Origin of the sequence: Corallococcus carmarthensis (assembly GCF_003611695.1) — a bacterium.
Lineage (GTDB): Bacteria > Myxococcota > Myxococcia > Myxococcales > Myxococcaceae > Corallococcus > Corallococcus carmarthensis.
The window spans coordinates 1-24595 of record NZ_RAWE01000152.1 but is presented as its reverse complement, the minus strand read 5'-3'; the positions used below and the strand labels follow the sequence as shown (position 1 = coordinate 24595).

23 protein-coding genes are annotated in these 24595 nt (G+C 68.0%); 16 read left to right on the top strand and 7 right to left on the bottom strand.

The features are described from left to right. Positions 1-177 precede the first annotated feature (177 nt). The gene (locus D7X32_RS30560; RefSeq protein ID WP_120606097.1) at positions 178-1191 is read right to left on the bottom strand and encodes a hypothetical protein; all 1014 of its coding nucleotides are present in this window, start codon (positions 1189-1191) and stop codon (positions 178-180) included. 178 nt (positions 1192-1369) lie between these two features. Between D7X32_RS30560 and D7X32_RS30555 the strand changes: the two genes are divergently transcribed. Continuing rightward, a complete protein-coding gene (locus D7X32_RS30555) occupies positions 1370-1645 on the top strand; it encodes a hypothetical protein (protein ID WP_147450329.1) in 276 nt (91 codons plus the stop codon). A 58-nt stretch (positions 1646-1703) separates the two neighbouring features. Here D7X32_RS30555 and D7X32_RS30550 read toward each other — a convergent pair whose 3' ends face one another. Further along, complete coding sequence (locus D7X32_RS30550) at positions 1704-2660, bottom strand: alpha/beta hydrolase family protein (RefSeq protein WP_120606095.1); 957 nt, start codon at positions 2658-2660, stop codon at positions 1704-1706. Between the two features lie 123 nt (positions 2661-2783). On the opposite strand from D7X32_RS30550, the gene D7X32_RS30545 reads away from it, so the two are divergent. The 3 genes from D7X32_RS30545 (at position 2784) to D7X32_RS30535 (ending at position 6298) form a co-directional block, all read left to right on the top strand. Next, entirely contained in the window at positions 2784-3572 is a 789-nt protein-coding gene (locus tag D7X32_RS30545; RefSeq protein WP_244239268.1) for a helix-turn-helix domain-containing protein, read from the top strand. Positions 3573-3682: 110 nt separating this feature from the next. Continuing rightward, on the top strand, positions 3683-4120 hold the full coding sequence (locus D7X32_RS30540) for a hypothetical protein (RefSeq protein WP_120606093.1): 438 nt from the start codon (positions 3683-3685) through the stop codon (positions 4118-4120). A 36-nt stretch (positions 4121-4156) separates the two neighbouring features. Then, positions 4157-6298, top strand: a complete 2142-nt coding sequence (locus D7X32_RS30535; RefSeq protein WP_120606092.1) for a M28 family peptidase — start codon at positions 4157-4159, stop codon at positions 6296-6298. On the opposite strand, the gene D7X32_RS30530 is transcribed toward D7X32_RS30535, so the two are convergent. Then, positions 6205-7269, bottom strand: a complete 1065-nt coding sequence (locus tag D7X32_RS30530) for a ferritin-like domain-containing protein (protein ID WP_208752588.1) — start codon at positions 7267-7269, stop codon at positions 6205-6207. The two genes, D7X32_RS30535 and D7X32_RS30530, sit on opposite strands and share 94 nt — an antisense overlap. A gap of 241 nt (positions 7270-7510) precedes the next feature. Between D7X32_RS30530 and D7X32_RS30525 the strand changes: the two genes are divergently transcribed. Both D7X32_RS30525 and D7X32_RS30520 read left to right on the top strand, forming a co-directional pair. Further along, positions 7511-7927, top strand: coding sequence for a hypothetical protein (locus tag D7X32_RS30525; protein ID WP_147450328.1), 417 nt, complete (start codon positions 7511-7513; stop codon positions 7925-7927). A 243-nt stretch (positions 7928-8170) separates the two neighbouring features. Continuing rightward, positions 8171-9295, top strand: coding sequence for a TolB-like translocation protein (locus tag D7X32_RS30520; protein ID WP_147450327.1), 1125 nt, complete (start codon positions 8171-8173; stop codon positions 9293-9295). A 25-nt stretch (positions 9296-9320) separates the two neighbouring features. Here the strand turns inward: D7X32_RS30520 and D7X32_RS47070 are convergent, their stop codons facing one another. After that, positions 9321-10328, bottom strand: a complete 1008-nt coding sequence (locus D7X32_RS47070; RefSeq protein WP_244239267.1) for a hypothetical protein — start codon at positions 10326-10328, stop codon at positions 9321-9323. On the opposite strand from D7X32_RS47070, the gene D7X32_RS47650 reads away from it, so the two are divergent. From D7X32_RS47650 to D7X32_RS30500, 3 genes are read left to right on the top strand one after another with little or no spacing between them, the layout of a single operon-like run. Beyond that, positions 10224-10820, top strand: a complete 597-nt coding sequence (locus tag D7X32_RS47650; RefSeq protein WP_279635632.1) for a lanthionine synthetase LanC family protein — start codon at positions 10224-10226, stop codon at positions 10818-10820. The genes D7X32_RS47070 and D7X32_RS47650 overlap by 105 nt on opposite strands. A gap of 24 nt (positions 10821-10844) precedes the next feature. After that, on the top strand, positions 10845-12107 hold the full coding sequence (locus D7X32_RS30505; RefSeq protein ID WP_120606087.1) for a hypothetical protein: 1263 nt from the start codon (positions 10845-10847) through the stop codon (positions 12105-12107). A gap of 52 nt (positions 12108-12159) precedes the next feature. After that, positions 12160-13374: a hypothetical protein gene (locus tag D7X32_RS30500; protein ID WP_120606086.1), complete on the top strand. Its 1215-nt coding sequence runs from the start codon at positions 12160-12162 to the stop codon at positions 13372-13374. A gap of 46 nt (positions 13375-13420) precedes the next feature. Here the strand turns inward: D7X32_RS30500 and D7X32_RS30495 are convergent, their stop codons facing one another. Both D7X32_RS30495 and D7X32_RS30490 read right to left on the bottom strand, forming a co-directional pair. Then, on the bottom strand, positions 13421-14956 hold the full coding sequence (locus D7X32_RS30495) for a hypothetical protein (protein ID WP_120606085.1): 1536 nt from the start codon (positions 14954-14956) through the stop codon (positions 13421-13423). A 142-nt stretch (positions 14957-15098) separates the two neighbouring features. Then, positions 15099-15443 (bottom strand): hypothetical protein, encoded by a 345-nt coding sequence (locus tag D7X32_RS30490; protein WP_120606084.1) that lies wholly within the window; start codon positions 15441-15443, stop codon positions 15099-15101. A gap of 497 nt (positions 15444-15940) precedes the next feature. Here D7X32_RS30490 and D7X32_RS30485 point away from each other — a divergent pair, with 497 nt between their 5' ends. From D7X32_RS30485 to D7X32_RS30470, 4 genes are all read left to right on the top strand, one after another. Further along, positions 15941-17590 carry an SAM-dependent methyltransferase gene (locus D7X32_RS30485; protein ID WP_120606083.1) on the top strand — a complete coding sequence of 550 codons (1650 nt, stop codon included), beginning with the start codon at positions 15941-15943 and terminating at the stop codon, positions 17588-17590. Beyond that, complete coding sequence (locus D7X32_RS46320) at positions 17587-19440, top strand: eCIS core domain-containing protein (protein ID WP_208752586.1); 1854 nt, start codon at positions 17587-17589, stop codon at positions 19438-19440. Before D7X32_RS30485 ends, D7X32_RS46320 begins: the two co-directional genes overlap by 4 nt. Positions 19441-19459: 19 nt before the next feature. Further along, a complete protein-coding gene (bla, locus tag D7X32_RS30475) occupies positions 19460-20344 on the top strand; it encodes a subclass B3 metallo-beta-lactamase (RefSeq protein WP_120606082.1) in 885 nt (294 codons plus the stop codon). A gap of 474 nt (positions 20345-20818) precedes the next feature. Further along, positions 20819-21934, top strand: a complete 1116-nt coding sequence (locus D7X32_RS30470) for a sterol desaturase family protein (protein ID WP_244239269.1) — start codon at positions 20819-20821, stop codon at positions 21932-21934. 103 nt (positions 21935-22037) lie between these two features. Here the strand turns inward: D7X32_RS30470 and D7X32_RS30465 are convergent, their stop codons facing one another. Then, complete coding sequence (locus D7X32_RS30465) at positions 22038-23366, bottom strand: ETX/MTX2 family pore-forming toxin (RefSeq protein WP_158625788.1); 1329 nt, start codon at positions 23364-23366, stop codon at positions 22038-22040. A 521-nt stretch (positions 23367-23887) separates the two neighbouring features. Between D7X32_RS30465 and D7X32_RS45615 the strand changes: the two genes are divergently transcribed. The 3 genes from D7X32_RS45615 to D7X32_RS30455 all read left to right on the top strand — a co-directional run. Further along, positions 23888-24061 carry a hypothetical protein gene (locus D7X32_RS45615; RefSeq protein ID WP_158625787.1) on the top strand — a complete coding sequence of 58 codons (174 nt, stop codon included), beginning with the start codon at positions 23888-23890 and terminating at the stop codon, positions 24059-24061. Further along, positions 24058-24300 carry a hypothetical protein gene (locus D7X32_RS30460; protein ID WP_120606079.1) on the top strand — a complete coding sequence of 81 codons (243 nt, stop codon included), beginning with the start codon at positions 24058-24060 and terminating at the stop codon, positions 24298-24300. Before D7X32_RS45615 ends, D7X32_RS30460 begins: the two co-directional genes overlap by 4 nt. Next, positions 24297-24595, top strand: a 299-nt coding sequence (locus tag D7X32_RS30455) for a hypothetical protein (protein WP_147450324.1), incomplete at its 3' end; no start/stop codon positions are given. The genes D7X32_RS30460 and D7X32_RS30455, both read left to right, overlap by 4 nt.

Sequence of the window (24595 nt, the reverse complement as noted above, 5' to 3'; positions counted from 1 at the left end):
CTCTTGGGTCGGGCGTGGCCACGCCCCATTATTTCTAATCCGCCCCCGGCCCACGTCGAGCGTGGTGAGGCCCACCGTTCGCTGCCTCACCGCCCCCTCAGGCGAGCACCACCCCGTGAACGCTTACGCTTCTTCTACGCCAGGCCCCAGCGCGGTGTCCCGGGAGATGCGCGGACGCTATTTGTCGACGTCCGCCTTGTGCCACCGCTGATGGTTGAGCCGGGGGTCCCGGTTCGGGTCGTAGTTCGGGTCGTTCGACGGCACGTAGTCGCCGTTGCCGTTCATCCAGTATTGGTTCGAGCCCGACTGCACCTGGTAGCGCTTGCCGTCGCCGGAGTGGCGGACCGTCTCCTCGTCCTTCACGTAGTTCATGAAGCGGTGGTGGATGCGGTCGGACGTGGCGTTGTTCTGGGCGTGGCTCGACGCGATGGCCTGGTTGATGGCGTCGTTCTTCTCGTGGAAGGCCCGCTGCTGCGCGTCGAAGGCCGCCTTGTTGGCCTGCATGCGCTGGTGGTGCGCTGCCCAGCTCGACCGCTCGCGGGCCATCTCGTTCTGGTTGTACGCCTGGACGTACTCGGGATTGTACTGGACGTTCGCCAGGGCGTTCAGGACCACGCCCCGGCTCTCCTCGTACCGCTCCTTCGGAGCATCGAGGGCATGGCAGTAGTAGTTCCAGGTGACCATGTTCCCCAGGTCGGTCGCGTGCAGGTGGACCAGCAGCAGGTACGGCTGGCCGTTCGTGTCCACCCACTCCGTCACCCGCGCGAGGAAGAGCTCCCGGACCGGGCCCACCTTGTAGAGGAGGTCGGAGAAGCCCTTGTCGGCCATGGCGATCGGCGGGGCGTCGTACTGATTCACCAGCCTCGCGCCCTCCTGGTTCGCGATGGGGATGAGGTCTTCCTGGACGATCTGGTCCATGGAGTAGAAGGGCCGCATCGGGGTGCCGCTGCGGAGGTACACCTCCCGCATCATCATGTCGTTGGAGAACATGAACGTCTTGAGCGGGAACATGTAGACGTTCACGTTGCCCGGACCACTCATGGCGGCCTTGCCGTTGTTGAGGATCCAGTTGTCCGGCAGCGGCAGACGCCCCATCTCCATGAACTGGTTGTCGAGCATCTTGTGCACGACGAGCTTCCCGTTGGGCTCGGGAAGGGCCTGGGGCGCCTTCTGCGTGGTGTCTCCGCTCATGTTTCCCCGGAACGCTCGTGGTCGTTTTCTGTATCCAGTGCGGAAGGAGCACCTGGAGTACGCCTGGACTCTCCCAGGGTACTACGGGGGACGCAGCGTGTCCTTCAAGCCTGGACCCGCCAGCAAACCCAGCTCTATCCTGTCAAGGCAGCACAACCCATCAAATCAGGAGAAGCGCATGCGAATGGCAATCATGGCGGGTCTGATGGCTACAGGACTGCTCGCGGGGTGCGGCGGCACCGAAGTGCAGCCGGACGAGCAGCAGACGCTGGCGACGCGAGAGGACGCGCTCCCTGCTTGCGGCGGCAAGGCATTCTCGCGCTTCTATTACTCCGAGCCCGAGATGATCAACGAAGTCGGCGGGTGGGAGTGTGATTGCTCAAGCAGCTCCGCCTATGTCTGGGGAAGGACCACGGCCTACCACCAGGATATCGGCGTGACCTACTGCTTCTGACCGTCGTCGCGATTCCCTGACGGCGAGCGGTGGCCTCGCCGTCAGGAGTTCACGGCCCCTATCTGGATTCGACCCGTCCAAGCGGGTTGGCCGCGCCCGTCAGGGCGTCTTGCGCTTCCTGCCAGGCGGAGTCTCCCGGGTACAGCGCGGTGCGGAGATAGGCCCAGGTGAGGAGTTGCACGGCAGCCACTCGCGCGGGGTTCTCATCCGTGGTCTCGGCGACGTCGTATCCCGAAACTCCTCCCAGCCCGTGCCCCGCGTCGAACAGGGTGACCAGGGACTTGGGGCCTGGGGAGAGGAAGTAGGGATCGGCGTGCCAGGCGGCGCCCGCGACCGTCAGGTGGGGCGAGTCGTCCTTGTCTCCGGCGACCACGAGCGCGGGCGTCGTCATCCGGGAGAAGTCGATGGTCGAGAAGAAGGAGTAGTTCTCGGCCGCGAACTGGCTGAGGGCGTCGCCCCTGCCAGGCGCGGCGAGCAGCACGCCCACCTTGATCCGAGGCTCGGCGAAGTTCACTTCCGTTCCGTCGTGGAGATCCTTGTGCCGCGCGCCCAGCAACAGGCTCGCGGTGTGCCCGCCCAGCGAGTGCCCGAGGACGGCCACCCTGCTCCGGTCCACGCGCCCGGCGAGCCCAGGGACAGCTCGCTCGATTGCGTCGAACTGGTCGAGTATGCGCGTCATGTCCTCGGCGCGCGACCGCCAGAACAGCGGCGCATCAGGGACACGGGAGTCGAGGGTGAGCGTCTTGGAGTCGAGATGGGTGGGCTGGATGACGACGAAGCCGTGCGCCGCCAGGAAGTTGGCGAGTGGGGCATAGCCGTTCAACGAGGAGAGGTGGTTGGAGCGGCCGTGACCGTGCGAGAGCAAGAGGACGGGCAGCTCGCTGCCGGTCACGGGCGCGGAGACTCGCACCTGGAGCTCGACGGCGCGGCCGGGCGCTGGCAGCACGATGGGACTGATTGAGAGGACCTGCGTGGGTGCACTGGGGATGTTGGCTGCGGGAGTCGGTTTGTTCATGAGGTGCCTCCACCCCTTTCGTACCTCCCGACGCCGTCCTCCGATTGGAAGGACCGGACATTTCAGCGTTCCCTCCATGCTGGCTTGAACAGCCGCAGGGGACGCGTGAGAGTGCTGTGCACGATGGACTCCGCCGCGCTGACCTTCTCGCTCTCCCGCTTCGTCGAAGACGTTCGCGTCCTCGTGCCAACCGGTGGACACGCACGTCACGAACGGCTGCCCGACGGAAGAACGACGCTTGTCTTTCGGGTGCTCGATGAGGGCCGGAGAGGGGATGTGTGCGTCGCGGGCCCGCGCACGCAGGCGCTGTTCAAGAACGCCCCCGGCGTCGTGCGGGCGGTCATCATTCAGTTCAAGCCGGGCTGGTCGGCGCCGCTCCTGGGCGTGGCGGCGAACACGCTGACGGACCAGATCGTGCCGCTGGAAGACCTCTGGGGCCGTTCAGGCAGCGACCTCTGCTTCGAACTCCTTTCGGCGCGAAGACTGCCGGAGGTGTTTGACCGGCTCTCCCACGCGCTCGCCCTGCGGGCCCACCAGACCTTCGAACCGGCATCGGCACGGCTCGCGCGCCGGGCGGTCCGCCTGCTCGAAGGAGACGAGGTCCGGGTGGAGAGCGTGGCGAAGCAGCTTGGCGTCACGGCACGGCATCTTCGCCGTGCCTTCACGGAGAACGTCGGCATCGGGCCGAAGGATTTCGCACGGACCGTTCGCCTGCAGCGTGCCGTGCGGATGGCGGCGGCCTCGAAGAAGGACTGGGGGCGCATCGCCGCGGACGCGGGCTACTACGACCAGGCACACCTCATCGCTGACTTCCGGGAGCTCGTCGGGCTCACACCGGGTGCCTTCCTGAAGCGTCCCGGTGTCCGGTCCGGCTCCGGTGACGCAGAGGCCGTCCAGCCCGTGCTCGACTGAGCCCGGCCACCGCGAGTTCCCGACCGCTGGAGGCTGAAAACGGTCCGTTCATGGCGCCCGGAATCCCGCCGGGGAGGCTTCCGTGCAACCTCCTGTTCCCAGGAGGCTGAATGAAGACCTTGAAGGGAATGCTCAAAGGCGGAGTGCTCGGAATCCCCTACGCGCTCGCGGCGACGATCCTCGTCACGAGGATGTTCTATTCCTCTCTGGGATGGACGTCTTTCTTCGAGATGGCTTTGTTTGTCGCGGCGTACGCGGCGCCCGCGGGTGCCGCGGTGGGAGGGGCCATCGTGCTCACCGGTGCGTTCCGGCAGGGGAGCCTCTGGCGGGCGCAACTGGTCATGGTTGCCGTCTACGTCGTGGTGGGATTCGTGGGACTCAAGACCACGGAGCTCGGGGCCTTGGCGTCGATTGCGTACCTGTCGCCGGCCTTTCTCCCGCTGGGTCTGCTCGCCACCTGGACCGCGGCGCGCTGGATCCGGCGGCAACCGGGTGGCCCCAGCGCCACGTCTCTTGCTCAGGCACCATCGCCTTCCCAGATCCGTTGAATCCGCCGGCGCTGGGCTACTGTCTCCAAGACTCCCATGCCCATCCGCCCGTTGCCCTTCGCCCTCCTCTCGGTGCTCGCCACGCTCGGCGCCTCCGCCCAGGCTCCCACGTCCCCGCTGGGGCCCATCTCGCCCACCACCGGCCTGGTGCTTCGGGACGACGTGGTGCGCGCCCTCATTCAAGAGAGCTCCGGCGACCGCATCCATGACGGCGTGCAGCGGCTGTCCCTCATCGCGAGGGACAACATGGAGGGCTACACGGAGGCGGCCACCTGGACGAAGGCCGCCGCCGAGGCCGCGGGGCTTCAGGACGTCCGCCTGGAGGCGATGAAGGACGGTCCCCAGTGGCGGGCCACACGCGGCGAGCTGTGGGTGGCCGGTCCCCACCGCTACCGGGTGACGTCCTACGCCGACCTGCCCATGTCCCTGGCGACCGGCAGTGGCAGCTTCGAGGGCAAGGGCCTGGAGCTGGTCGACGTGGGCCTGGGCACCCAGGACGCCGATTACGCAGGCAAGGACGTGAAGGGCAAGGTGGTGTTCAGCCGGGGCCACTTCGGGGCCACGCTGCAAATCGCCGTGGTGAAGCTTGGCGCCGTGGGCGTGGTCTCGTCCTACTCGACGCCGCCGTGGAACGAAGCCCACCGCAGGGACGGCGACTTCCCGGACCAGGTGGGCTGGGCCGCCGTCGCACGGAGCCGGATACCGCAGGGGATGCGGACGCCCTTCCTGTTCATGGTGTCGGACCGGCAGGGGCGTGAGCTGCGCGCCCAGCTGCGGGAGGGCCCGGTGAAGGTGGACGTGAGCGTCGCCACGCAAGAGCCCACGGGACATCTCAGCATCGTCAGTGGCGTCATCCCCGGAACGCTCGCGGGAGAGGAGGTCGTCCTCACCGCCCACCTGGACCACTACAAGCCCGGGGCTGACGACAACGCCTCCGGATCCGCCACGCTGCTGGAGCTGGTGCGCACGTACACCACGCTCATCCGGCAGGGTGTGCTGCCGCCGCCGGTGCGCACCCTGCGCGTGCTGTGGTTGCCGGAGTTCGAGGGCACCCGCGAGTGGTTCTCCCACCACGGCGCGGATCCGGTGCGGCGGGTGGCGCAGTTCAACTTCGACATGCTCGGCGCCAGCCTGACCCGCGCCCACTCGCGCTTCCAGGTCTCCTACACGCCGGACTGGAATGGCAGCTTCGTGAACGCCGTGTCCGAGTCCACGGTGGCCTTCATGAACCGCTTCAACGGGGTGGCCTATCCCCCGAGGAAGGATTTCCGCATCGGCTCGGTCACCGGTTCGCAGGACCCGATGGATTGCCACATGGAGCGCTACGGCCGGGGCTCGGATCACCAGCTCTTCAACGACCACGGCATCCCCGGCGTCGGCTTCTCCACGTGGCCCGACGACGGCTACCACACCAGCGGCGACCGGCCGGAGAACGTGGACCCCACCCAGCTGCACCGCGCCGCCTTCGCGGCCCTGGCCTCCATCACCGTCGCCGCGTGGGCCGAAGGCACGGGCGCCCTGGAGCTTTCGCGCCTGGTGGCGGTGCACGGCGTGAGGCGCGTGGCGGAGGACGAGTTCCGGGCCCGCCGCGACCAGGCCGCGACGCCCGCCGCGCAGCTGCCCGGACTCGCCCGGCTGGCCCGCGCCGGGGTGCGCGCCGGCTACCAGCGTGAACGCGACGCCCTGCGCTCCTGCCTGGCCCTGGGCGCGCCCGCCGAGCCGGTGAAGGCGATGCTCCAGGCGTTGGAGACCGCCGAGTCCCAGGCCCTGAAGCGCCTGGAAGCGGAGGGAAAGGCACGCGGGGTGTCACTGAAGGAGCCGGCTCCCAGCGAAGCCGAGCGCCGGGCGCGGGCCTTCGTTCCGGTTCGCGTGAAGGGCCAGGAGCTCGCGTCGTTCGACGAGCTGGAGCGCCGTGCGGCCCCTGAGTCCAAGGCCCGGGTGGACACGGTGAAGGCCGCCATGACCGCCGCGGCCACGGCCCTGCGGGAGCAAGGGGAGAGCGAGCTGCGCTTCTACCAACTGGCGGATGCGCTCGCGAGCTACGCCGACGGCAAGCGCTCCGTGGCGGACATCCGCGACGCGGCCTATGCCGAGTACGGCCACGTCTTTCCCGTGGACGCGCTGGTGGAGCTGTTCGCGTTGCTGGAGCAGGGCGGCGTCATGACGCGCGGACGCTGAGGTTCCACCCACGCCGCGGCCCGAGCCCGCGTCCGCTGGAGGCATTCCTCCATCAGCCGCCCCAGCTCCGCCTGGGGCAACACGCCGTTGCGCGCCAGGAAGGCCTCGTCGACTCCCGGGATGCAGGGGAGCGTGGGCGTCCGTTGCGTCTCCAGCGCTTCCAATGCCTGACACAGCGCCTGCTTCGCCTTGCCGCCGCCCCGCTCCAGGGCGAACGCGAGGACGTCCCAGCCCAGCTCCGCATGCCGTCCCTCATCCTCGGCGATGACCGCCAGGGTCTCACGCACGACGGGGTCGCTGGCCCGCCGTGACGCTTCAGCGGCGACGCTGGCGGCCAGCCCTTCCCCCAGGCACCCGTCCAGCAACGACCCGCGCACCAGCCGGGACCAGTCGTCGCCTTCGCCCGGGTTGGGACGCGCGGGGCGTTCCTGGCCCAGCTCCGGAATCGTTCCCGCGCTCCAGGGCAGCCACGAGTAGGCCCGCGCGAGCGCGAAGCAACGCCTGGCATGACGGACCTCGTCCAGGGCCGCCAGGTGACACGCCTCCAGCAGCTCCGAGGGCGCGCCCAGGGTGGAGAGCTTGAGCGACAGCTTCGCGAAGGCCGGTACCGACGCGTGCTCCAGGCCCGCGGAGTACAGCCAGGCCTCCCCCAACACGGTCCGCTGCCAGGGCGTGAGTTCCTCGAGCTGTGGAGCAGCGTCATCCGCCCAGCCGTCCCCCAGGGCTCGACGGGCCACGCGAGCGCGCCCCTTGAGCCGCAGCACGCGTCCCTTCGAGAAGTTCATCTGGCTGAACGCGCTGTAGGCCCAGTACACGAGCCCCATCGTCGCGGCGCCCATGAGTGTCAGCACGCTTCCACGGGACTTGGAGCCCTTCAGCATGTCGACGAGCCCCCACAGGAAGAGCACGGGCCCCGTGAGGACAACGATGCACAACACACACAACACCATCAGCACGATGGACTCGGCCATGCGCGATCCTTTCGAACGTCCGCGACCCTCGTGGGCAGGCAGCAACGCATGTGCCAACGCATGCCGCCGTCCGCTGCGGGAAGGACAACCGTCCAGGTGTGCAGGAGGCCGCGCGCAAGGGCTGTGCTTCTGTGCATCGCGTTGCACGGTGGGCTGGGCATCGGCGGCGTCCCCGATGCCCAGGACCGCGACCTCCCTGCCCGATGCATGAAGTCGCCCTGGCTCGTGTTAGGGGGAACCCATGCGAATCCGAACCTTTCCGGGGCTCCTTGCAGCCCTGCTGATGCTGGGCTTCCTGGGCTGCACCTCCGGGGATGACAACCAGGACGAAACGCCTGATGCCGGCCAGGACGCGGGGCGTGAGGAGCCCCTACTCGCGGCGGCTTGCAGGGAGACGCCAGAAATCTGTCCGGCGAGCATGCAGTGCGTTCTCGAGCTGGGATGCGTTGTCACTTCATGTCCGAAAGCAGGCCCCGGGGCCGGCTCCGGCTGTCCGGGGAACGGCTTCTGCTACACGATCGACAGCAACCCCCAGGGCTACTGCGCGCGCCTCTGCGAAACGGACACGGACTGCACGGCGGTGAACCCGCAGCTCATCTGCCGGGAGCGCTCCTCCACGGAAGCCTACGGCAAGAAGATCTGCATCCTGCCTGAGTGAACGTGGGCTGACAGGTCCAAACCCAGCCACGAATGACACCTTCATTCCGGGCCTGGACCGGTGCCGACGCGCGGCCCGGTGTTGGCGGCGCCCCCCGCTGGAACCAGTCACGCGGGCACGCTCACCGGTGAATAACGGTTCCATCTGCCCGTCACCAACGACATGCCCAGCATTCCGCGTGCCCCCTTATTGATAGCCGCCCTGGTCGCCACCTTCGCGACCACGGCATGGGCCGACGCCCCCGTGTCGCCCATGCCAATGATTGTCGTCGACAAGGGGAACGTCTCCATCGTCAACCGGAGCGGTGCACGCGTCCTCGCGGACTGTCGCTACCTCGAGGAGATCCGAATCGTCGCGGGTCCTGAGCGGGGCAAGGTCCAGCAGGATTGGAAGCCCTGCTATCTTTCGGGACTCGCCGTGCATCCGCCGACGGGGCGCTGGGCGGTGGCGGCCGTGCTCATGGACGGGACGGTCCGCATGGAGGTCGCGGGCCGCGACGTCGTCCTTCCCACGGACAAGGCAGGACGCCGCAAGGCAGGCGACTTCCTCATCCTGGGCGATCGCAACGGGGTCGTGGCCGTCACGCCCGGCAACACCGAGATGTGGACGACCGACGGAACCTACCGCTCCCAGCAGCCCACCGCGTTCACGGAGGACGGCGCTCGCGTGCTCGTCAATGCGTCCAATTCGAGCATGTGCCAGTGGTGGAGCTGGAGCTTTGGCCCCAGGCCTGGAGGCCTTCGCGTGCTTCCGCCCGGAGCGACCGACGGCAATTGCAACCAACTGGTCCCCGGCGAGCCCCGCACCGTGCTGAAGCACCAGCGCGACGGCATTCGCATCGCCACCTTGGACCCCACGGGCACGAAGCCCTGGAAGGTCGCACGAGCCCTGCGCCAGGAGCGCCGCGGAATGGAGATGGCCCTGGTGCTGGGTGATACGCTCGTCTTCTACCGCGAAGGAGCACAGCATCCCGAATCCGGTGTCTGCGATGAGTCGAGGCCCGGCACATACCGTCGCATCGAGCTGAGCACCGGCGAGGAGCGCGTCTGGGAGACCCTCGAAGGAGAGTGCTACACGAAGGACTTCATCATGGCGAGCGCGCGCCGTCGGACCGTGTATTACCTCAAGGGCAAAGACCCCACCGATGGCGGCGTACGGCTGTTCGAGTACGCCCTCGATTCCGGCACGCCGCGAGAACTGGACGTCGAGAGCCTGTTCGGGATGCTCGACATCAGCCCGGATGGGCAGACGCTCCTCCTGTTCACATACCGCCAGGGGCTCGTGTTGTATGACGTCGACTCGGGGAGCGTGGTCCCGGTGGGTGGCATGTCCAAGGACGGAACAGCGCGGCTGCTCGCCCCGCGTTGACCGAGGCCCGGGCCTCATCGGATTCCTAATCGCGTTTCATCTCCGAAATCCAGCGGCGCAGCAGTGCCACCGCCTCCGCGTCCACCACCTCTGTGCCCAGGAGGGGCATGCTCCACCCCGTCTGGCGCTTGGAGATGCGTTTGATCATCCGGCTGGAATCGGGATGCCCCGGATTGAAGGCATCGGAGTCTCCAGACCTGTAGGCCGGCGTCTCGCCCGGTGAGCCCAACCGCCCCACCTGGAGCCGGAAGTCCAACGCGTTCTCGGGTGCGTAGCAGCGCGGTCCCTCCGACTCGGGACGCTGCTGGTTGTGGCAGTGGCCGCAGTTGGCGTGCAGATAGCCCAGCGCCGCGCGCTCCACGTCGTTCCCGGGCACCGTGAAGCGGGACGGGGGCGGCTGCGTCAACAGGTCGCTCGCGATGAGGTCCTCCAGGTCCAGCAGGTCCTCGGACGCGGCATACGACAACTGGATGGCGGAGAACCCCAGGACCCGGCTCCGCGTGCCCCCATGGCAGCCGAAGCAATCGGATGCGGACGGCACGTCGTGCGGCGTGCCGCCGGCATCGCGCATGCCCGAGGGAGCGGCCACCGCGTCGCGCTGGTCCGGCAACCAGACGTAGGCCACGGCGCGCCAGTCCTCGGGGTGGGGCCCCGCCTTCTCGAGCAGCCGGGTCTCCACGCGCACGCCATCGCGCGTGAACTCCTTCCACAGCCGGGTGCCCTGGGGGAACTGCCAGGCATCCATGTCGCTCGTGTCGATCCGCTGTCCGGGAGGAAGACGGATCCACCGGCGCTTGGTGGCCCCATCGGTCCAGAGCGGGAACTGGGGCGCGAAGGCCTTGACGTCCCCGGCGAGCACGGTCATCGAAGCGTCGGCGAACAGCCCCGTATCGGACAGCCGCTCGGGCATGGCGGCGAGGGTGGCCGCATCCACCGGCTCACAGGTTTCGAAGTCGCCGGAGCACGACAGCAGGGCCCCGGTGGCCAGGGCGGCCAGCACCGTGCGGAGAAACGAGCGTACTTCAGGAGACATGCGGGTGCTCCTCGCGCGGACCGTCCGAATGGACGTCGCCTGGCACCTCCAACACCGCCCCCGGCCCGAAGTGTTACCGCGCCCTGGAGACGCGTCTCCCCAGCAGGGCGGCGCCCGGGCATCCAGTGCCCGCCGGGCGATGCGCGGCTGCGCGACGAGGTTCGCGCGGGGCTCGCCACCGTGCAGCGGGAGGGCTTCGGCGGCAGCCACTGCCTGTGCCACGGCGACGTGGGCAACCTGGAGGTGCTGCACCTGGCGGGAGCGGTGCTGGGCGAGGAGGCCTGGAAGCAGGCCGCGCGCTCACGGGCCGCGCGGGTGCTGGCGCAGGGACGGGACGGGGCATGGCGCTGCGGCCTGCCGAGGTTCACCGAGGCGCCAGGGTTGATGCTGGGGCTGTCTGGCATTGGACTGGGGCTCTTGCGACTGGCCGCGCCCGACTTCGTGCCTTCCGTGCTGGCTTTGCAACCTGCGCGATCCCTTGGTTCAGGGTGACGGGGCCGGTGCTACCCTCCCGGCATGTCCCACGTCGACTTCGTGCTCATTCGTGGCTGCGAGGCCACGGAAGAGGTGCGTCCCACACTCCAGAAACACGGCATCACCGCGGGCCCGGAGCTGCACGAGAAGGAGAAGGTGCAGCAGGTGCTGCTGGACGCCCTGGGAGACTTTCCGGAGGCGCTCATCTGCGTGGTGTTCCAGGACACGTTCTGGGAATTCAAGCACGGCGTGTTCCTGGCCTCCGACAACGGGCTCGACGAGGCGCAGGTCTCCTGGTCCTTGAAGGAGGATGAGCTGGCCGGGTTCGAGGCGCCGGAAGGAGAGGCGGCCCGGGTCCCGCTCTCCGTCGACGCGGACAGCCTGCTCGACCTCTTCGACCGCGAGGAGGCTGCTTCCGCCGAGGAACAACTGCTGAGCCTGCCCATCCGCTTCCGCGAACTCCCGACGGCACGGCAGGTGTTGGCGCAGGTCGCCGCGGTGCTCAAACCCAAGCAGTTCCAGGTCCTCGTGGACATCGCCGGGCATTACTTCATGGCCACGCTGGAGCGGAAGAAGGGGGTCGCCCTGGCGCCGATCTACCCCTGGGTGGAGGACGGCGAGGTGAGGAAGCTCCTGCGCTCGGCGGTGGGCACTCCGGCGCCGGAGACCTTCGAGCCCTGTCCGAAGCGGGAGCGGGCCCGGGGCGGCTCGAAGCGGGACCCCCAGCGGCCCTTCACCACGGGCTCACTGAGAGCGCGCCTGGACAGCATCCAGGACGCCTCCGTCATGAGCCGCGCCGAGCATGGCCACAGGACCTTCGTGGAGACTCCGGAGGCCTTCGAGCAGTTCGATGCCGCGCTGCGGGCCCCGGAGAACGCGGGGCCCGGGTTCGCTCCGGTGCGGAGCGCGCTGTACCAGGTGCTGTTCAAGTACTGGCCGGAGAAGGCCCGGCCCCTGCTCTTCTCCGGGCTAGAAGCGGAAGAGGACGACGCCGTGCGAGGGCAGCTCTACGCCTGCCTGTCGAAGGTGGAGGACCCGGCCGCGTACCACGCCCTGGCGCGGGGCATGAAGGTGGAGCCGCCCGGGGTGCTCGAGCGCCTGTCCCAGGTCATCTGGCGTCAGCAGGCCACGGTGGAGCTGCTGGTTCGCGAGTACCTCATCCCCGCATGGCCAGAGGGCCGCGCGTTGGCGGACCGCCTCGTGAAGGTGCTGCGCGACGAATACGTGGAGCTCCCGCACGCCTGGGTTGCCGAGGCGCCCGAGGATCTGCTGAAGCTGCTCGGCCCCGTCCTCGCGAAGGCCTGATCCCCCCAGACGTCGAGGCCGCGGTGGATGTCTCATCTGGAAGGAGCACGCGATGTGGCCCCATGTCCTGCTGGCGGTGCTGAGCACGGCACAACCCGATCCGGAGCAGCCGTCGCTGCCCGAATTCGGGGAGGTCTCCTCCTTCACCGAGGTCACGGAGGGGTGGCAGGAGGACCCGGCCCTCGACCTGACCGAGGCGCTCTTCCGAAGTCATGACAGGGCCGTCTTCGCCACCGCCGAGGGTGGCGCCTGCATCGACATCGGGAGATGGTGGAGCGAGGACCTGACGACGAAGAACTGGCTCTGGGCCTATTGTCCCGCGGCCCCTGACGGAGGTGTGGCGTCCAGTCCCTGCCAGAAGCTGATCTCCCCCGTGACGGTCTTGTCCGTGCTGGGGGAGCGGTGCTCAAGCGCCGCTAGAGCCTTCGCCGAGTTGGAGGCGGCAAGCTGCCAGGAGGAGCCGAAGGAACTCGAACGCCTCCTGCGCCGGGCCTCTTCGATGAAGATTCACGTCCCGAAGCTGAAGGACAAGCAGATCAAGGAGATCTGGCGCCTGCGCAACATCCGTCGGGGGCCGTTCCAGGAAGAGAACATCGGCTGCGTGAGGTCTGTCACCTCGCCCGATGGGCGGGTACGCGTCTGGGTCATCCGCACCGCCTACCGGGAAGCGGGGGTTGACCTCATCAGGGGCCGGGCGTACCTCCAATGGCTCACGCCAGAGGGGAAGCTCAAGCTCATCAGCAACGGGGCACGAGAGGAGCTCCTGCTCGACTCGACCTTGGATGGAATCGTCCCGGTTCCCGGGAGACCCCACGAGTATCTGCTGACGGGATACTCCCCCTTGGGATTCGACTATCTGCGCTTCGCGGAGGTCCTCACGCTGGAGGGCGAGCGCCCGAGGCTGGCGAAGGGCCGGTTCCTCGTGAATGGACAGACAGAGGATGTGCTCATCGTCACCGGAGGTGTTCCCGAGACCGGCAAGCCCCGTCACAGCCCGGTCTACGGGCACTGGATCCGATTGAAGGACCACCACTTGTGGGGAGAACCCATCCCAGGGGAGGAACAGCTGCTCCCCGCGCGGAAACCCTTCGTGATGGGAGAATGGACAGGAGAGGTCTTCGAGATGAAGGACGGGGGCTGGGCTCGGATGTTGAGCCTCCGAGGGGAGCAAGTCATCCACCCGAGCAAACGCCGCGAGCAATCACAACCGTCCGAGCCCGAGGCAGGCCCGGCCGGCCCACAGCGCCCACGAAGCGCTTCTCCCTGAGCGCCGCGACAATTGCCCCAGACACGAACGGGCGGCGGGGAAAGCCTCACGCCCTCCGGGCAGGGAAGGGATAGATAAAGTGCGGCACGACGTCGCCCCGGTGCCGGACGAACAGCGGCCCCCAGGCGGGGTTCCGGTCGTGCATCTGTTTGAGCATGCGGACCATCCGGTCGAAGATCTTGCGCACGTCGGCCTGCTCGGCCAGGCCGGCGACGACGCCAGCCGCCACGACGTGCGCGGCGTAGGTCCCGGTCTCGAGTTTCTCCGTGAGGTTGCCCACGCCCGTCGCGAGCCGGCGCCGCAGTTGCCGCACCCGCTGCTCGTCCTGGTTCCGCCAGTTCTGGATCCACGCGAGCGACTGCCCTTCGAGCGCCTTCGCGCGGTGGGTCATGATGGCGTCCGCGACCAGGTCCGCCGACATGCGGGCCTGCTCGGGCGTCACGCGCTGCGAGCCCAGCCGGAGCTCCGCGGGGTCCAGGTCCTTGTCCACCTCGTCGAAGATGGCCTGGGACCAGGCCTCCGCCTGGCTGAAGCGCAGGCGCTTCACGGCACTCCCGGCGAGGTAGCCCCGGACGATGTCGGCCGGGTGTGGATCCGACGAGCCCCCCACGTTCCTCAAGCGCCCGGGCCCGCCGAACGCCGCGTCCAGCCCCCGGAAGTACCCGATGATGCCGATGCCCGCGGCGGGCCCCATGTTGAGGATGCCGAGCACGTCCGAGGCCGTCTCGTCGATGCGCCGGGCCCAGTAGTTCGCCAGGGCGGAGAGGCCCTGCTTCTGGAGGCGATCGTAGACCACGGTGGACAGCTCCTCCGCGAGCCCGGTGTCGGCGTGGAGGATGTCGTGCCCGCCGACCTCGTGTCCGAGCGCGGCCCACGCGAGCAGGCCCGCGCGGCCCTGAGAGGGCGGGAGGCTGACGACACCGCACTCCATGCCCAGGACGGAGAAGGTCGCGTCCACCGGCCACGTGTACGGCCCGAAGTCCGGGTTCCCCCACTTCACCAGCGGCGCGAGGGTGCCCTGGTCCGGGGGATGGACGCCCCGGCGGTCCTCCGCGCTGAGGAAGCCGTCGTACAGGTCACTGACCACCTCCTCGAACGCATCGGTGGCGATGCGCTGGTACCCCTCCCCGTTCTGGAGGATGGCGTGTGCCGCGTCCATCAGGAGCCCGGCCTCGGCGTCACGCTGCGGGTCGCGCACCAGCGCGTCGGCGAACCCCTGGGGCCCTATCCGGTCCAGCGTCCGCAGGTACGGCACGAGGACCGCGTCGCGGTAGAGCGGAGGCAGCGTGGCCCGCGCCGCCTCCAGCCGGCCGCGCAGCTGGTGATAGTCGGTGGGCTCGGGCGGGCCCGGGTCCGTGTCCTGCGCCGCCAGCACCACTTCGCGGATGCAGACAGGCAGGTTCCGGATGTCCACGGCCGGCGCTGTTGCACCGGAGGCCCTCTCCGCCTCCGTCAGCTCGGTGGGTGACTCCTCCAGCAGGGCCGCCTCCTCCGGCTGGCGCCCCCGGGCGCGTTTCGCGGCGCTGCGCGGCAGGGTGCCGCCTCCCCGCCTGACCTTCCGAATGACCTCTTGCCTCGCCATGCAGACCTCCCTCGTGATGCAACGGAAGGTGTGGCGGGCGCTCGCGCGAACCAGGGGCTGGCAGGGCACGCGGAATGGTGGCGCCGCGCTACTGGCCGGGACTTCGGGCCGGGGCAAGAAGGCCGGGGAGCGCCCCGCGCCATCAGGGGAAGGGCGTCGGCTGATACTCCTCCACGGTGGGCGGGTATGCGGTCCAGAAGCGCAACACCCCCGCGTTGCCCATGAGCGTCTCCTGCGTTCCTGCCTCGTCCGCGTCCGACACGCTCACGGTGAAGCCCGCGTCGAGAGGCGACCCGGCTTCCTGGATGGACGCCAGCGGCAGGGAGAGGCCCACCCCATAGCCCCTCTCGCTCCGGATCCAGGTGCCACTCGCTGCGGCGTAGGCTTCGTCGACATCCCGTACCTGGTCCCCCTCCATCCGCTGCCACAGCCGCACTCGAACCTTGCCTTCGGGCGCCAGCAGCACGCCCAGCTTGTAACGCAGCACCTGCGTTGGCTCCGGCTGCGCCGCTGACGGAGGAAGCCGGTGTCCCTTCGACCAGGAGTACCTCCTGCGTGTCCGACGGCTCCTGGGCCGCGGCGCGCGAGCCCGTCCCCAACAGCGCGGCCAGGGCGAGGAGCCCCAGTCCACGCGCCCAGCCCATCAATTCCCGGAGGCCGCTGCCGTTCGCCTCCCGCGTCGCATCGTCCATGTGTCTGCGCCCGTGGACGGGCGGAATAGCAGGAACGATGCCGGCACGAGCAAGCCCCCCACGGGAGCCAACCCGACGCGCAGGAGCGACGCGAGCGGGGGACGGATGCGGTCACGAGGACACCGGTGTGGGCGGCGTGACGCGGCAGTCCGGAGCGTTTGATCTGTGACGTGGCAGGTCAGCTCGCCGCGTATCGGGAGAGACCCGTGACGATGGCCGCGAGGGAACCGGGAGGACCGGCGTTACGGCCGTTCTCACTGCTCGACCCAAGGTCGACTACAGTCCGAAAGTCATGGCGCCAGAGGCTCGATCCTGGGTTCCCTACGACGAAGGCCACCAATGGCAGGCCCATGCCGCCTACTTCGAGACTCGGGGCATCCAGGCCTGGACCGAAGGAGACATCCCCCATCGCGCGACCAACAACCACGCCTTCGCCCGTCAACACGCCGTCCTGCTCCTGGAGCTCATCCAATCCCTCCAGGCAGAGGGCCGAGCCGACCCGGCCACGCGCATCCAGGTGCTCGAATTGGGCGGCGGACTGGGAGATTTCGCCGTCGGGCTGCTGCTCGCGCTGAGGGATGAGCTGGGTGAGGCGGGGCGCGCCCTGTTCAACCGCGTGAGCTACGTCTTCACGGACGTCTCCCGCCTGTCACTCGAGCAGGCCGCCCAGCGGACCGCGCTGGCCGAGTTCATCGCCTCCGGCCACGTGCTCCCAGCCCTGATGGATGCCCGCGCCCCCACCGTGGCTCGCACGCTCGAAGGCGAGGCCGTGGCGCTGGCCCCCTGGGCGGTCGTGGCGAACTACCTGTGCTGCGTCCTACCCACCAAGGTGTTTCGCAAGCAGGCCGAGTCGTGGCTCGAGTTGCATTCGCAGCGCCTCCCTCCTCCCACCGATGCATCCCCATCCCCAGAGACCGAAGGGAACGAGGAGGCAGCGCCGTGGCGGCGGGTCGTGGGCGAGCACGCGTGGTTGCCCGTCAACCTGCGAGAGACCTTCCGCGGCCCGCTCCACCCCTCGCTGCTCGAACAGGTGCTCGCCCACGACGCGGAAGCGGAGTTGGCCTACCCCTACGCGTTCGTGGAGTTGCTGGACTCCCTCCTCGAGCGGATACCGTCGGGCGGCGCGTTCCTGTTCAGTGACTTCGAGGACGGCTCCTCCGAGGGGTACATCGCCCCGGGCAGCCGCATCCCCGTCCTCTACGGGGACAGCCTCAACCACCCTGTCTGCTTTCCTCTCTTCGAGCCGTTGGCCCGCATCAGGCGGGACGAACTGCTCGTGAGCCCGGGGTGGCACGGCTCGACGCGCACGGCGCTGTGGCGCCGGGGGGCGCCCCTCTCTTCCGCGCTGCGCGAGGCTTTCGCGACAGGCTTCTGCCGGCCGCAGGCAGGTCAGGACCGGCTCGACTTCGAGGTCGCGGCACAAAAGCTCTCCGAAGCGGGAGAGCACAGGCGCGCCCTGCGCTTCTACGATCGGTGCCTCGCCCTGGATCCCCATGCGCTCACGCTCTACGAACAGGCTGGAGCAACAGCGCTGGCGCTCGGAGATCTCGAGACGGCCCTCCGCTACCTGCGCGAAGGAGCTGCCCGGGATCGCTTCCAGCAGCGGGACTTCGCGCTGCGGATGAGCGAGGTGTATTGCCGCAAGGGAGAGCTCCGCCAGGCCAGCGAGCTGCTCGAACGCTCGCTCCAGGCGCATGAGGCGCCGATGACCTGCATCGCCCTGGGACAGGTGTACCTGGAGCTGGGAGAGCATGCGCGCGCCTTCCAAAACGGCACACGCGCCCTGGAGCTGGCCCCGGGCCTCCAGGAGGCCGAGCAGCTCCTCTCCGCGGTGCAGGGAGCCTGGTGCGAGGCGGAGCTGGGGCTGGGCGCCCTGGCGAATCGGTGGTGGCAGGACAAGCTGCTGGCGCTCACCCAGACAACGAGGAAGGACTCACCATGAGCAGGCACGGTGGAGGAACCCGCGACGTTCAAGTGACACCCGAGACCGGTGCGCCACTGCCAGCGCGCCTGCGCACCCGGATGGAGGCGTTCTGGGGCCAGGACCTCTCGCAGGTGCGCATCCATGTCCACCCCGGGCTGAGCGTGGCCGCGGTGACCGTGGGCTCGGACATCTGGTTCGCGCCGGGCCAGTACGATCCCGTCAGCCGCCGAGGCCTCCAACTCCTGGCACATGAGTTGACACACGTGCTGCAACAGCGCGCCGGCCGCGTCCGGCCCCCTCCGGGCCTCCAGAGCGCCATCGTCCAGGAAGCCTCGCTGGAGGCGGAGGCGGACAGGATGGGGGCTCACGCGGCAGCCTTCGCGCTCCGTGAGCTGGATGGCCTCGCGGCACCACCCCCACCCCGTGCGCGCGCGGCGCCAGGCGGGCCGAGGGTGGGGCAGTGCATGCCCTTCGGAGTGGAGTTCGAATGCGGGAGCATCGACATCCTGAGCCCCCGGAAGAAGTCCAAGGGCACGGTGATCTGGCGGGACGGCAGGACCTTCAAAGCCGTCTACGAGCCGACCAGCGCGAAGCTGCCGGTCGTCGAGTTCGTCAGCGACCCTCCGGCGGATTCGCTGGAGCAACTGATCGCGACCGCGAGCCGCATGGCGACGCTGGCCAGAACATGGGACGAACAGTTCATCAAGAACGCCAAAGGCGAGAAGGACTCCAGGCTTGCCTTCGAGGGCTTGAAAGAGCGGTGGGAGCTCGAGAAAAAGGGGCCCATCGATGGGGCAGTCCAAGTCACCATCGGTGTCCCCCTGGAATGCGTGCCGCAGATCTATGGCATCCGCTGCTTCGACAACTACGGCGACGCCAAGCTTCATGACAAGATGAGCACGCACTGGAACACGCTCAGGACGAGGGTGCGTGCAGGCAACGAGCCGTTCACGGATGGCCAGCCAGTTCCCGGGCTCCCGGCCGAGACCTGGGGCTTCATCTGGATCGTGATCGACTATCTGATCCGGGCAGGCGATGACGCGAAGAAGCCCTTCATCAAGGCAAAGTTCGACACCCTGTCACGCACCGACTTCCGAACCCTCTTCAGCCTGCTCCCCCAAGCCGAGCAGGACCGGCTGAGCTGCCGGGAGGGCGGAAAGCAGGTCATGAAGAAGGAGTGGACAGCCTGGCTCATGAAGCAGGCGCTGCTGGCGGCAAAGCCAGCCGCCAGGCTGGCGCATCATGAGATCTTGATTGAGCTCAGCAAGCAGATGATCCCCTGGCACAAGGTCGCCCACGTCACTCCGACCTTCAACGACTGGCTGAAGAACATCCCCAACCAGGATCTCTTCACCGCGGAGCGGAACGACCTCTTGATCGGGCTCGGCGCGATGGGGAACAGGGTCGACCTCGTGCAGTTTCGAGGCGCCCAGGTGGCCTCGCCCATCTTCGAGGTGCGGGCCCCGCTTGGCTCCAGCATCCATTACAGCCTGTGGAAGGAGCGGATGGGCGAGCTCTGGGAGAAGTACCAGCGGGTGCTCGCGGTCCCGGCACAGCGTCCGGCGGTGCAGCGGGTGCAGGCAGCCATCCGGGCCCAAGAGGAGCGTGAGGCGCAGGAGGCCGTGAGGCAGAGGGCACGGGCGCAGGCCAAGGCCCACGAGGCGCTGCTGGCGGCGCGGAATCGTCCGGCGCCTCCCGTGCCTCCCGTGCCTCCCAGCCATGCCCGGCCTCCCGTGGCCACCGCGGCACCGGCGCCGCACGTCGTTGCCCAGGAGGCCGCCAGGCCCCCCAGCGTTGCGGTCCGGCAGCAGGCGCCCTTCAAACCCAAACGCAGCATCCACGATGCGAAGAACCGCGATCTCGATTGAGCAAAGTTTCCCATTCGCCATGCGCTCCCAGACACTCACCTGCGCCCTCGCCGCCTGCCTGCTGCACTCCACCCCCGCCGTTGCCGCGCCGCCGGCGCTGCCACAGCTGCCGCAGTTGCAGGCCTATACCGTTGAAGCGTCCTGGTTGCAGCCCATCCAGCCGCTGCGCATCGCCGACCGCACCTGGCAGATTGGCACCGAGGGGCTGACCGCCCTGCTGGTGGAAACCCAGGACGGCCTCGTGCTGCTCGATGGTGGCATGCCGCAGATGGCCGACCCTCTGCTGGCCAACCTGCGGCGGCGCGGCTTCGCTCCGCATGACCTGCGCCTGATTCTGAGCAGCCACGCACACGCCGACCACGCCGGCTCCTTCGCGGCACTGAAGCGCCGCACCGGCGCGCGGATCGTGGCCAGCGCCGAGTCGGCGGTTCAACTGGCGCGCGGGGGCAGCGATGACCTGCACTTCGGCGATGACATCACCTTCCCGCCAGTCGTGGCGGATCGCGTGGTCATGGACGGTGAGGTCGTCTCACAGGGTGGCGTCGAGTTCACCGCGCATTTCATGCCGGGGCATACCCCGGGCAGCATCGGCTGGACGTGGAACGACACCCGTGATGGCAAGCCGGTACGCCTTGCCTACGCCGACAGCCTCAGCGCCCCCGGCTATCAGCTGCTGGCCAACCCGCGTTATCCGAACATCGTCGCGGACTACCGGCGCAGCTTCGCCACCGTGCGCGCCCTGCCCTGCGATGTGCTGCTAACCCCCCATCCGGATTCCAGTGGCTGGAACTATGCGGCCGGGGACGCGGCTGGCGCCAAGGCGATGAGCTGCAAGGCCTACGCGGATGCCGCCGAGCGCGCCTTCAACACGCAACTGGCCGAGGAGCGCCGCAAGGTCCGTTGAAGCACGCATGGCGTGGTGCGACCTGAAGAAGCGAAGACAAAGAAAAAGCCTGGCAACCCATACCGGATTGCCAGGCTCTTCATTGTGGAGGCGGAGGGATTCGACCCCTCGTCCGCAAGCCGTCGGCTCTTCGACCCAACGTGCGGAGTCCGCGAGAAAGATCTCGCCGCCTCGGGCCCAGGCACCCTTGCCAGCCAGCCCGCATCATGACGGCCCATCCCGTAGAAGCGAATGACGCTCACTGTTCGACGGAGGCGCGCCTACGGACTGGGGCTCATGCTGGCGGGCACGGAGGCCACCGGCGGGCTGGAAGGGAAGAACCGGTCTCTCAGGTGAAGCACCCGCCCCTCTCACAACACCGTCGCGTGTTTCCCCCAGGGGAGGAGCGAGCAGTCCTTCGGAGGTCCTGCTCCGTCACCAGGGTGGTATAGGCTCATGCCTCGCCGCACTCCTTCTGGACGGTCCTCCTTGGAAATGCTTCTTGCTCCCGCCCGGCGCATCGACCTGGGCAAGCGCGCCGGTGTCACGGGCGGGTTGTTGGGCGTGCTCTGTGTGGTGGCGGAGTTCTGCTTCCTGTTCCCCCACGTGCTCGTGTCCAACGATGGCCGGGCCTTCTACGTGGAACACCTGGACGTCTTCCGGGGCATCCTCCAGGTGTCCATCGTCGTCACCTTCCTGCTGGGCACCTTCAGCGTGATGACCCTGCGCTCCAAGGCGCACGGCGGCATCGCCATGGCGCTGGCGATGGTGGCGCTGCTTCTGGGGGGCAGCGAGGCGGAGCCCCTGACGCACACGCCGCGCGCGATGAGCGCGGGCCTGGACTTCTTCGCGTTGGACCTGCTGGTGCTCGGGCTGGTCTTCATCCCCATGGAGCGGCTGTGGGGGCTGCACGAGCAGAAGATCTTCCGCGCCGGCTGGCAGACCGACCTCAAGCACTTCTTCGTCAGCCACGTGGGCGTGCAGCTCATCTCCTTCGCGGTGCTCATCCCCGTGCAGGTGTTCCTGTCCTGGGCCGTGAAGCTCGACTTCCAGGCGCACGTGGCCGCGCAGCCCATCTGGTTGCAGTTCTTCGAAATCCTGCTGGTCATCGACCTGGTGAGCTACTGGGTGCACCGGGCCTTCCACACCGTCGGGTGGATGTGGAGCTTCCACGCCATCCACCACTCGACGCTGCAGATGGACTGGCTGGCCAGCTCGCGCAGCCACCTGGTGGACGTGCTGGTCAACCGCTTCGCGGGCTTCGTGCCGGTGTTCCTGCTGGGCTTCCACCCGTCCGCCATCTACGGCTACCTCGTCTTCGTGTCCTTCCACGCGGTGTACATCCACGCCAACGTCAACCACCGCTGGCCGTACCTGCGCTGGATCTTCGCGACGCCGGAGTTCCACCACTGGCACCACACGTCCGATGACGAAGGCATCGACAAGAACTTCGCCGTCTTCCTGTCGTTCATCGACGTCATCTTCGGCACCGCGCACATGCCGTCCCACTGGCCCTCGAAGTACGGGACCACGAAGTTCCAGCCGCCGGAGACCTACCTGGGCCAGCTGGCGTACCCGTTCCAGCGCCATGAAGAGACGCCCTACGGGTAGCCCATTTCCCGGCTCTTTCACTGTGGACAAGGCCGGGAACGTCTCCCGCCCATCGCCAGCTCGAGCGAGCCCTGAGGCGGCGGTGGCGAGAGGAGCTGGAAAGCTATGCCTCGGTGGCCTGGGGAATCGGCGACGTCTCGACGACCAGGTTCGAGTTCACAGCCAGGGTTCCGCCCATCTGCAAGGTGATGAACTCCGTCCGCCGCCACCAGCCGTTCGCGGGGTCGTACGTGCTTCCCTTGAGGTCGGCGTCATACCAACGCTCGGCCGTGGTCCTGTAGGTCGTGTTCGGGGGGAGCAGCCCCATCTGCACCCATAGCGTCGCCTGGGCGATGCTGTAGGGAGGCACATTGAACACCTGCGAGATCGAGAGCGCCGTGGTTTGCGTCTTGGTCAGCGTCGAGCTTTCAGTGCGCGAGTAGGTGAAAGTGAGCTTGAGCGTCCATTCCTGGGTCACCTCACCCACTCCGATACCCGCCTTGGCCGAGAGCGAATAACCCAACTCCATGCCCGCCGTGTACTGGTTGGTGACCGTCACCGACGTCGTCTGTTCGGTCGTGTTGGTGAGCGTGATGGTTTGGGGTTGCACCTCGGGGCTGTTGTTCGTCGCGGTCAGATGCGTCGACAAGCTCTGCCCGCCACTGTTCGGGACCGTGACGATGACCGGGGCGATGATTTCCTGCTTCGGGATGAGATTGTTCCAGGAGAAGCTGGAGAGGGCGTCGTTGAATCCCACCTCCTTGAAACTGCTCAACTGCGAGAAGCTGCCCCAGGCCTTGATGTTCTCGTAGCTCACCCCCGAGCCGTCGGCGTTGGCGAACAACGAGACCGTCTGCGCGTCATACAGCGACGGCCAACGTGCGGAGCTTGCGCTGTCGTGGATGTACCAGCCAGACAGCGAGTGGAGCTGTCTGGCGTTCCACTCCGACAGGAACAGGACCGTGCGGTTCCCCTTGAAGTCGGCATCTTGGTAGAGTTCGACGCCGCCGAGGTTCAGGTCGGGCGTGTGCCAGAACCACGCCGAAATGCAATCATTCATGTTGACCTGCGAGAGCGCCACGGCCTCCGTCTGGCCCGTTCCCACGAGGTCGACCACCCTGCCGCAGCCCTTGAGGTTGAAGACGTTGCCGTCGGCCGGCGCGACGAAGTTGTCGGTCATCGTCACGACGGTTCCTACCGGGAGATTGAACGCAATCCAGGTCGCCCTGTCCTGCATGTTCGTCCCGGAGATGGATTGGCGCTTGTCTTTCGCGTAGTCATTGACGTTGAATGCATAGGAAGCACTCGTCCAGCTCGCATCCTGGAAAAGCCTGACGGTGTTGGAGGGCTGATTGGGAGGCGTAGGTCCCGGAGCGGGAAGCTTCGAAATCGCTGGCATACGGGCGTTCCTTTCATGCGTTTGCGGCAGCACGAGATAGAACACCCCGCTCACGCGTCCATCCATTGCCCGACGGTACGGTTGTCATAGACAACGTGACGCAACAGGTAATCAATGACAGAGATGTCAAGGCTGTGAACCCACATGCACCCAGGCGCCCCTCGATATTGAGCACAGGAAGGGCTACTCGATGCCAGCCATTGATTGCGTGCGGCTGGAGGTACCGCACCTGTGGCTGCTTCATCAGCGTCTGTGTGTTGCCTGTCGAGCCGGCGGTGACGCCGCTGGCCAGCACCTGGCCGGTCTGCCCATCCCGACTGCCCACGCGGAGGGCACAATGAGGACACGAGTCCAAAGAAAAAGCCTGGCAACCCGTACTGGATTGCCAGGCTTCACTGTGGAGGCGGAGGGAATCGAACCCTCCACCTGGGCCTACAGAATCGCGCACTTCCCTTCATGCTCCCTCTGGGAAGGGCGCCAGCAGCAGCGCCAGAGCGCTGGACGACGCCAAGCAGCGTAACAACGTAACGCCCGTCTCCCCTGGCGCCCCTGAGGTCGCCGCCTACCGCGAGAAGGTGCCGCCCGCCGACGGGTGCCGCGCCTGCGCGAAGAGCTTCGGCCGCACCCGGCAGGCCTGCCTCTACCACGCCATCGGCTTCGCGGTGGCCGAGGTGGCCGACCTGGAGGCCCGCCTCGGCGCCCTCCTCCCCTCCCCCGTCGCCAGCGGCACGGAAGGAGGTGAACAGTGAAGCGCGCCGCTCGCGTCTCGGCTCCGGCCGCCCCGTCCAGCATCCCGGACACCTTCACGCTCCATTTCCACCGCACGCCCGACGGCTGGCGCGTGGACGGTGCCGCGAAGGGCACGGGGCACTACGCCTACGAGGCCTTCTGCGCCGCGTTCTGCGCCCTGGGGGAGCAGCCCGTCGCCGACGCCGGAAAGGCGCCCACGGCAGCACCTGTCGCGGGTCCGAAGGGAGGTGTGCGATGAAGCGCACCCCGTCGAAGTCGAAGCAGCTGGCCACGCCCGCCCTGCCCTCCGAGTCGAAGCCCCTGGGCGAGAAGCTCCGCGCGTACCTGTCTACCGGCGCGGCAGGCCTCGGGGTCAGCCTGGAGCCTTCGGAGTGCCTGGCCGTCCTCAACGCGATTGGGCATGCCAGGCAGGCCGGGCCGCTCACGCCCTCGGGGACGGACACCGACGCGGTGACAGCGTTCCGGCGCTCACTCCCGCTGGTGCCGGGCTGCGCGGTGTGCAGCGCCAGCACCATGGGCGGGCAGCCCCCCAT

Bases quoted from the DNA above. Each gene is read 5' to 3' on its own strand.
- D7X32_RS30540 (WP_120606093.1), top strand. From the start codon at position 3,683: ATGAAGACCTTGAAGGGAATGCTCAAAGGCGGAGTGCTCGGAATCCCC.
- D7X32_RS30530 (WP_208752588.1), bottom strand. From the start codon at position 7,269: ATGGCCGAGTCCATCGTGCTGATGGTGTTGTGTGTGTTGTGCATCGTT.
- bla (WP_120606082.1), top strand. From the start codon at position 19,460: ATGCGCTCCCAGACACTCACCTGCGCCCTCGCCGCCTGCCTGCTGCAC.
- D7X32_RS30560 (WP_120606097.1), bottom strand. From the start codon at position 1,191: ATGAGCGGAGACACCACGCAGAAGGCGCCCCAGGCCCTTCCCGAGCCC.
- D7X32_RS30550 (WP_120606095.1), bottom strand. From the start codon at position 2,660: ATGAACAAACCGACTCCCGCAGCCAACATCCCCAGTGCACCCACGCAG.
- D7X32_RS30525 (WP_147450328.1), top strand. From the start codon at position 7,511: ATGCGAATCCGAACCTTTCCGGGGCTCCTTGCAGCCCTGCTGATGCTG.
- D7X32_RS30495 (WP_120606085.1), bottom strand. From the start codon at position 14,956: ATGGCGAGGCAAGAGGTCATTCGGAAGGTCAGGCGGGGAGGCGGCACC.
- D7X32_RS46320 (WP_208752586.1), top strand. From the start codon at position 17,587: ATGAGCAGGCACGGTGGAGGAACCCGCGACGTTCAAGTGACACCCGAG.
- D7X32_RS30555 (WP_147450329.1), top strand. From the start codon at position 1,370: ATGCGAATGGCAATCATGGCGGGTCTGATGGCTACAGGACTGCTCGCG.
- D7X32_RS30500 (WP_120606086.1), top strand. From the start codon at position 12,160: ATGTGGCCCCATGTCCTGCTGGCGGTGCTGAGCACGGCACAACCCGAT.
- D7X32_RS30470 (WP_244239269.1), top strand. From the start codon at position 20,819: ATGCTTCTTGCTCCCGCCCGGCGCATCGACCTGGGCAAGCGCGCCGGT.
- D7X32_RS47070 (WP_244239267.1), bottom strand. From the start codon at position 10,328: ATGTCTCCTGAAGTACGCTCGTTTCTCCGCACGGTGCTGGCCGCCCTG.
- D7X32_RS30505 (WP_120606087.1), top strand. From the start codon at position 10,845: ATGTCCCACGTCGACTTCGTGCTCATTCGTGGCTGCGAGGCCACGGAA.
- D7X32_RS30485 (WP_120606083.1), top strand. From the start codon at position 15,941: ATGGCGCCAGAGGCTCGATCCTGGGTTCCCTACGACGAAGGCCACCAA.
- D7X32_RS30545 (WP_244239268.1), top strand. From the start codon at position 2,784: ATGGACTCCGCCGCGCTGACCTTCTCGCTCTCCCGCTTCGTCGAAGAC.
- D7X32_RS30535 (WP_120606092.1), top strand. From the start codon at position 4,157: ATGCCCATCCGCCCGTTGCCCTTCGCCCTCCTCTCGGTGCTCGCCACG.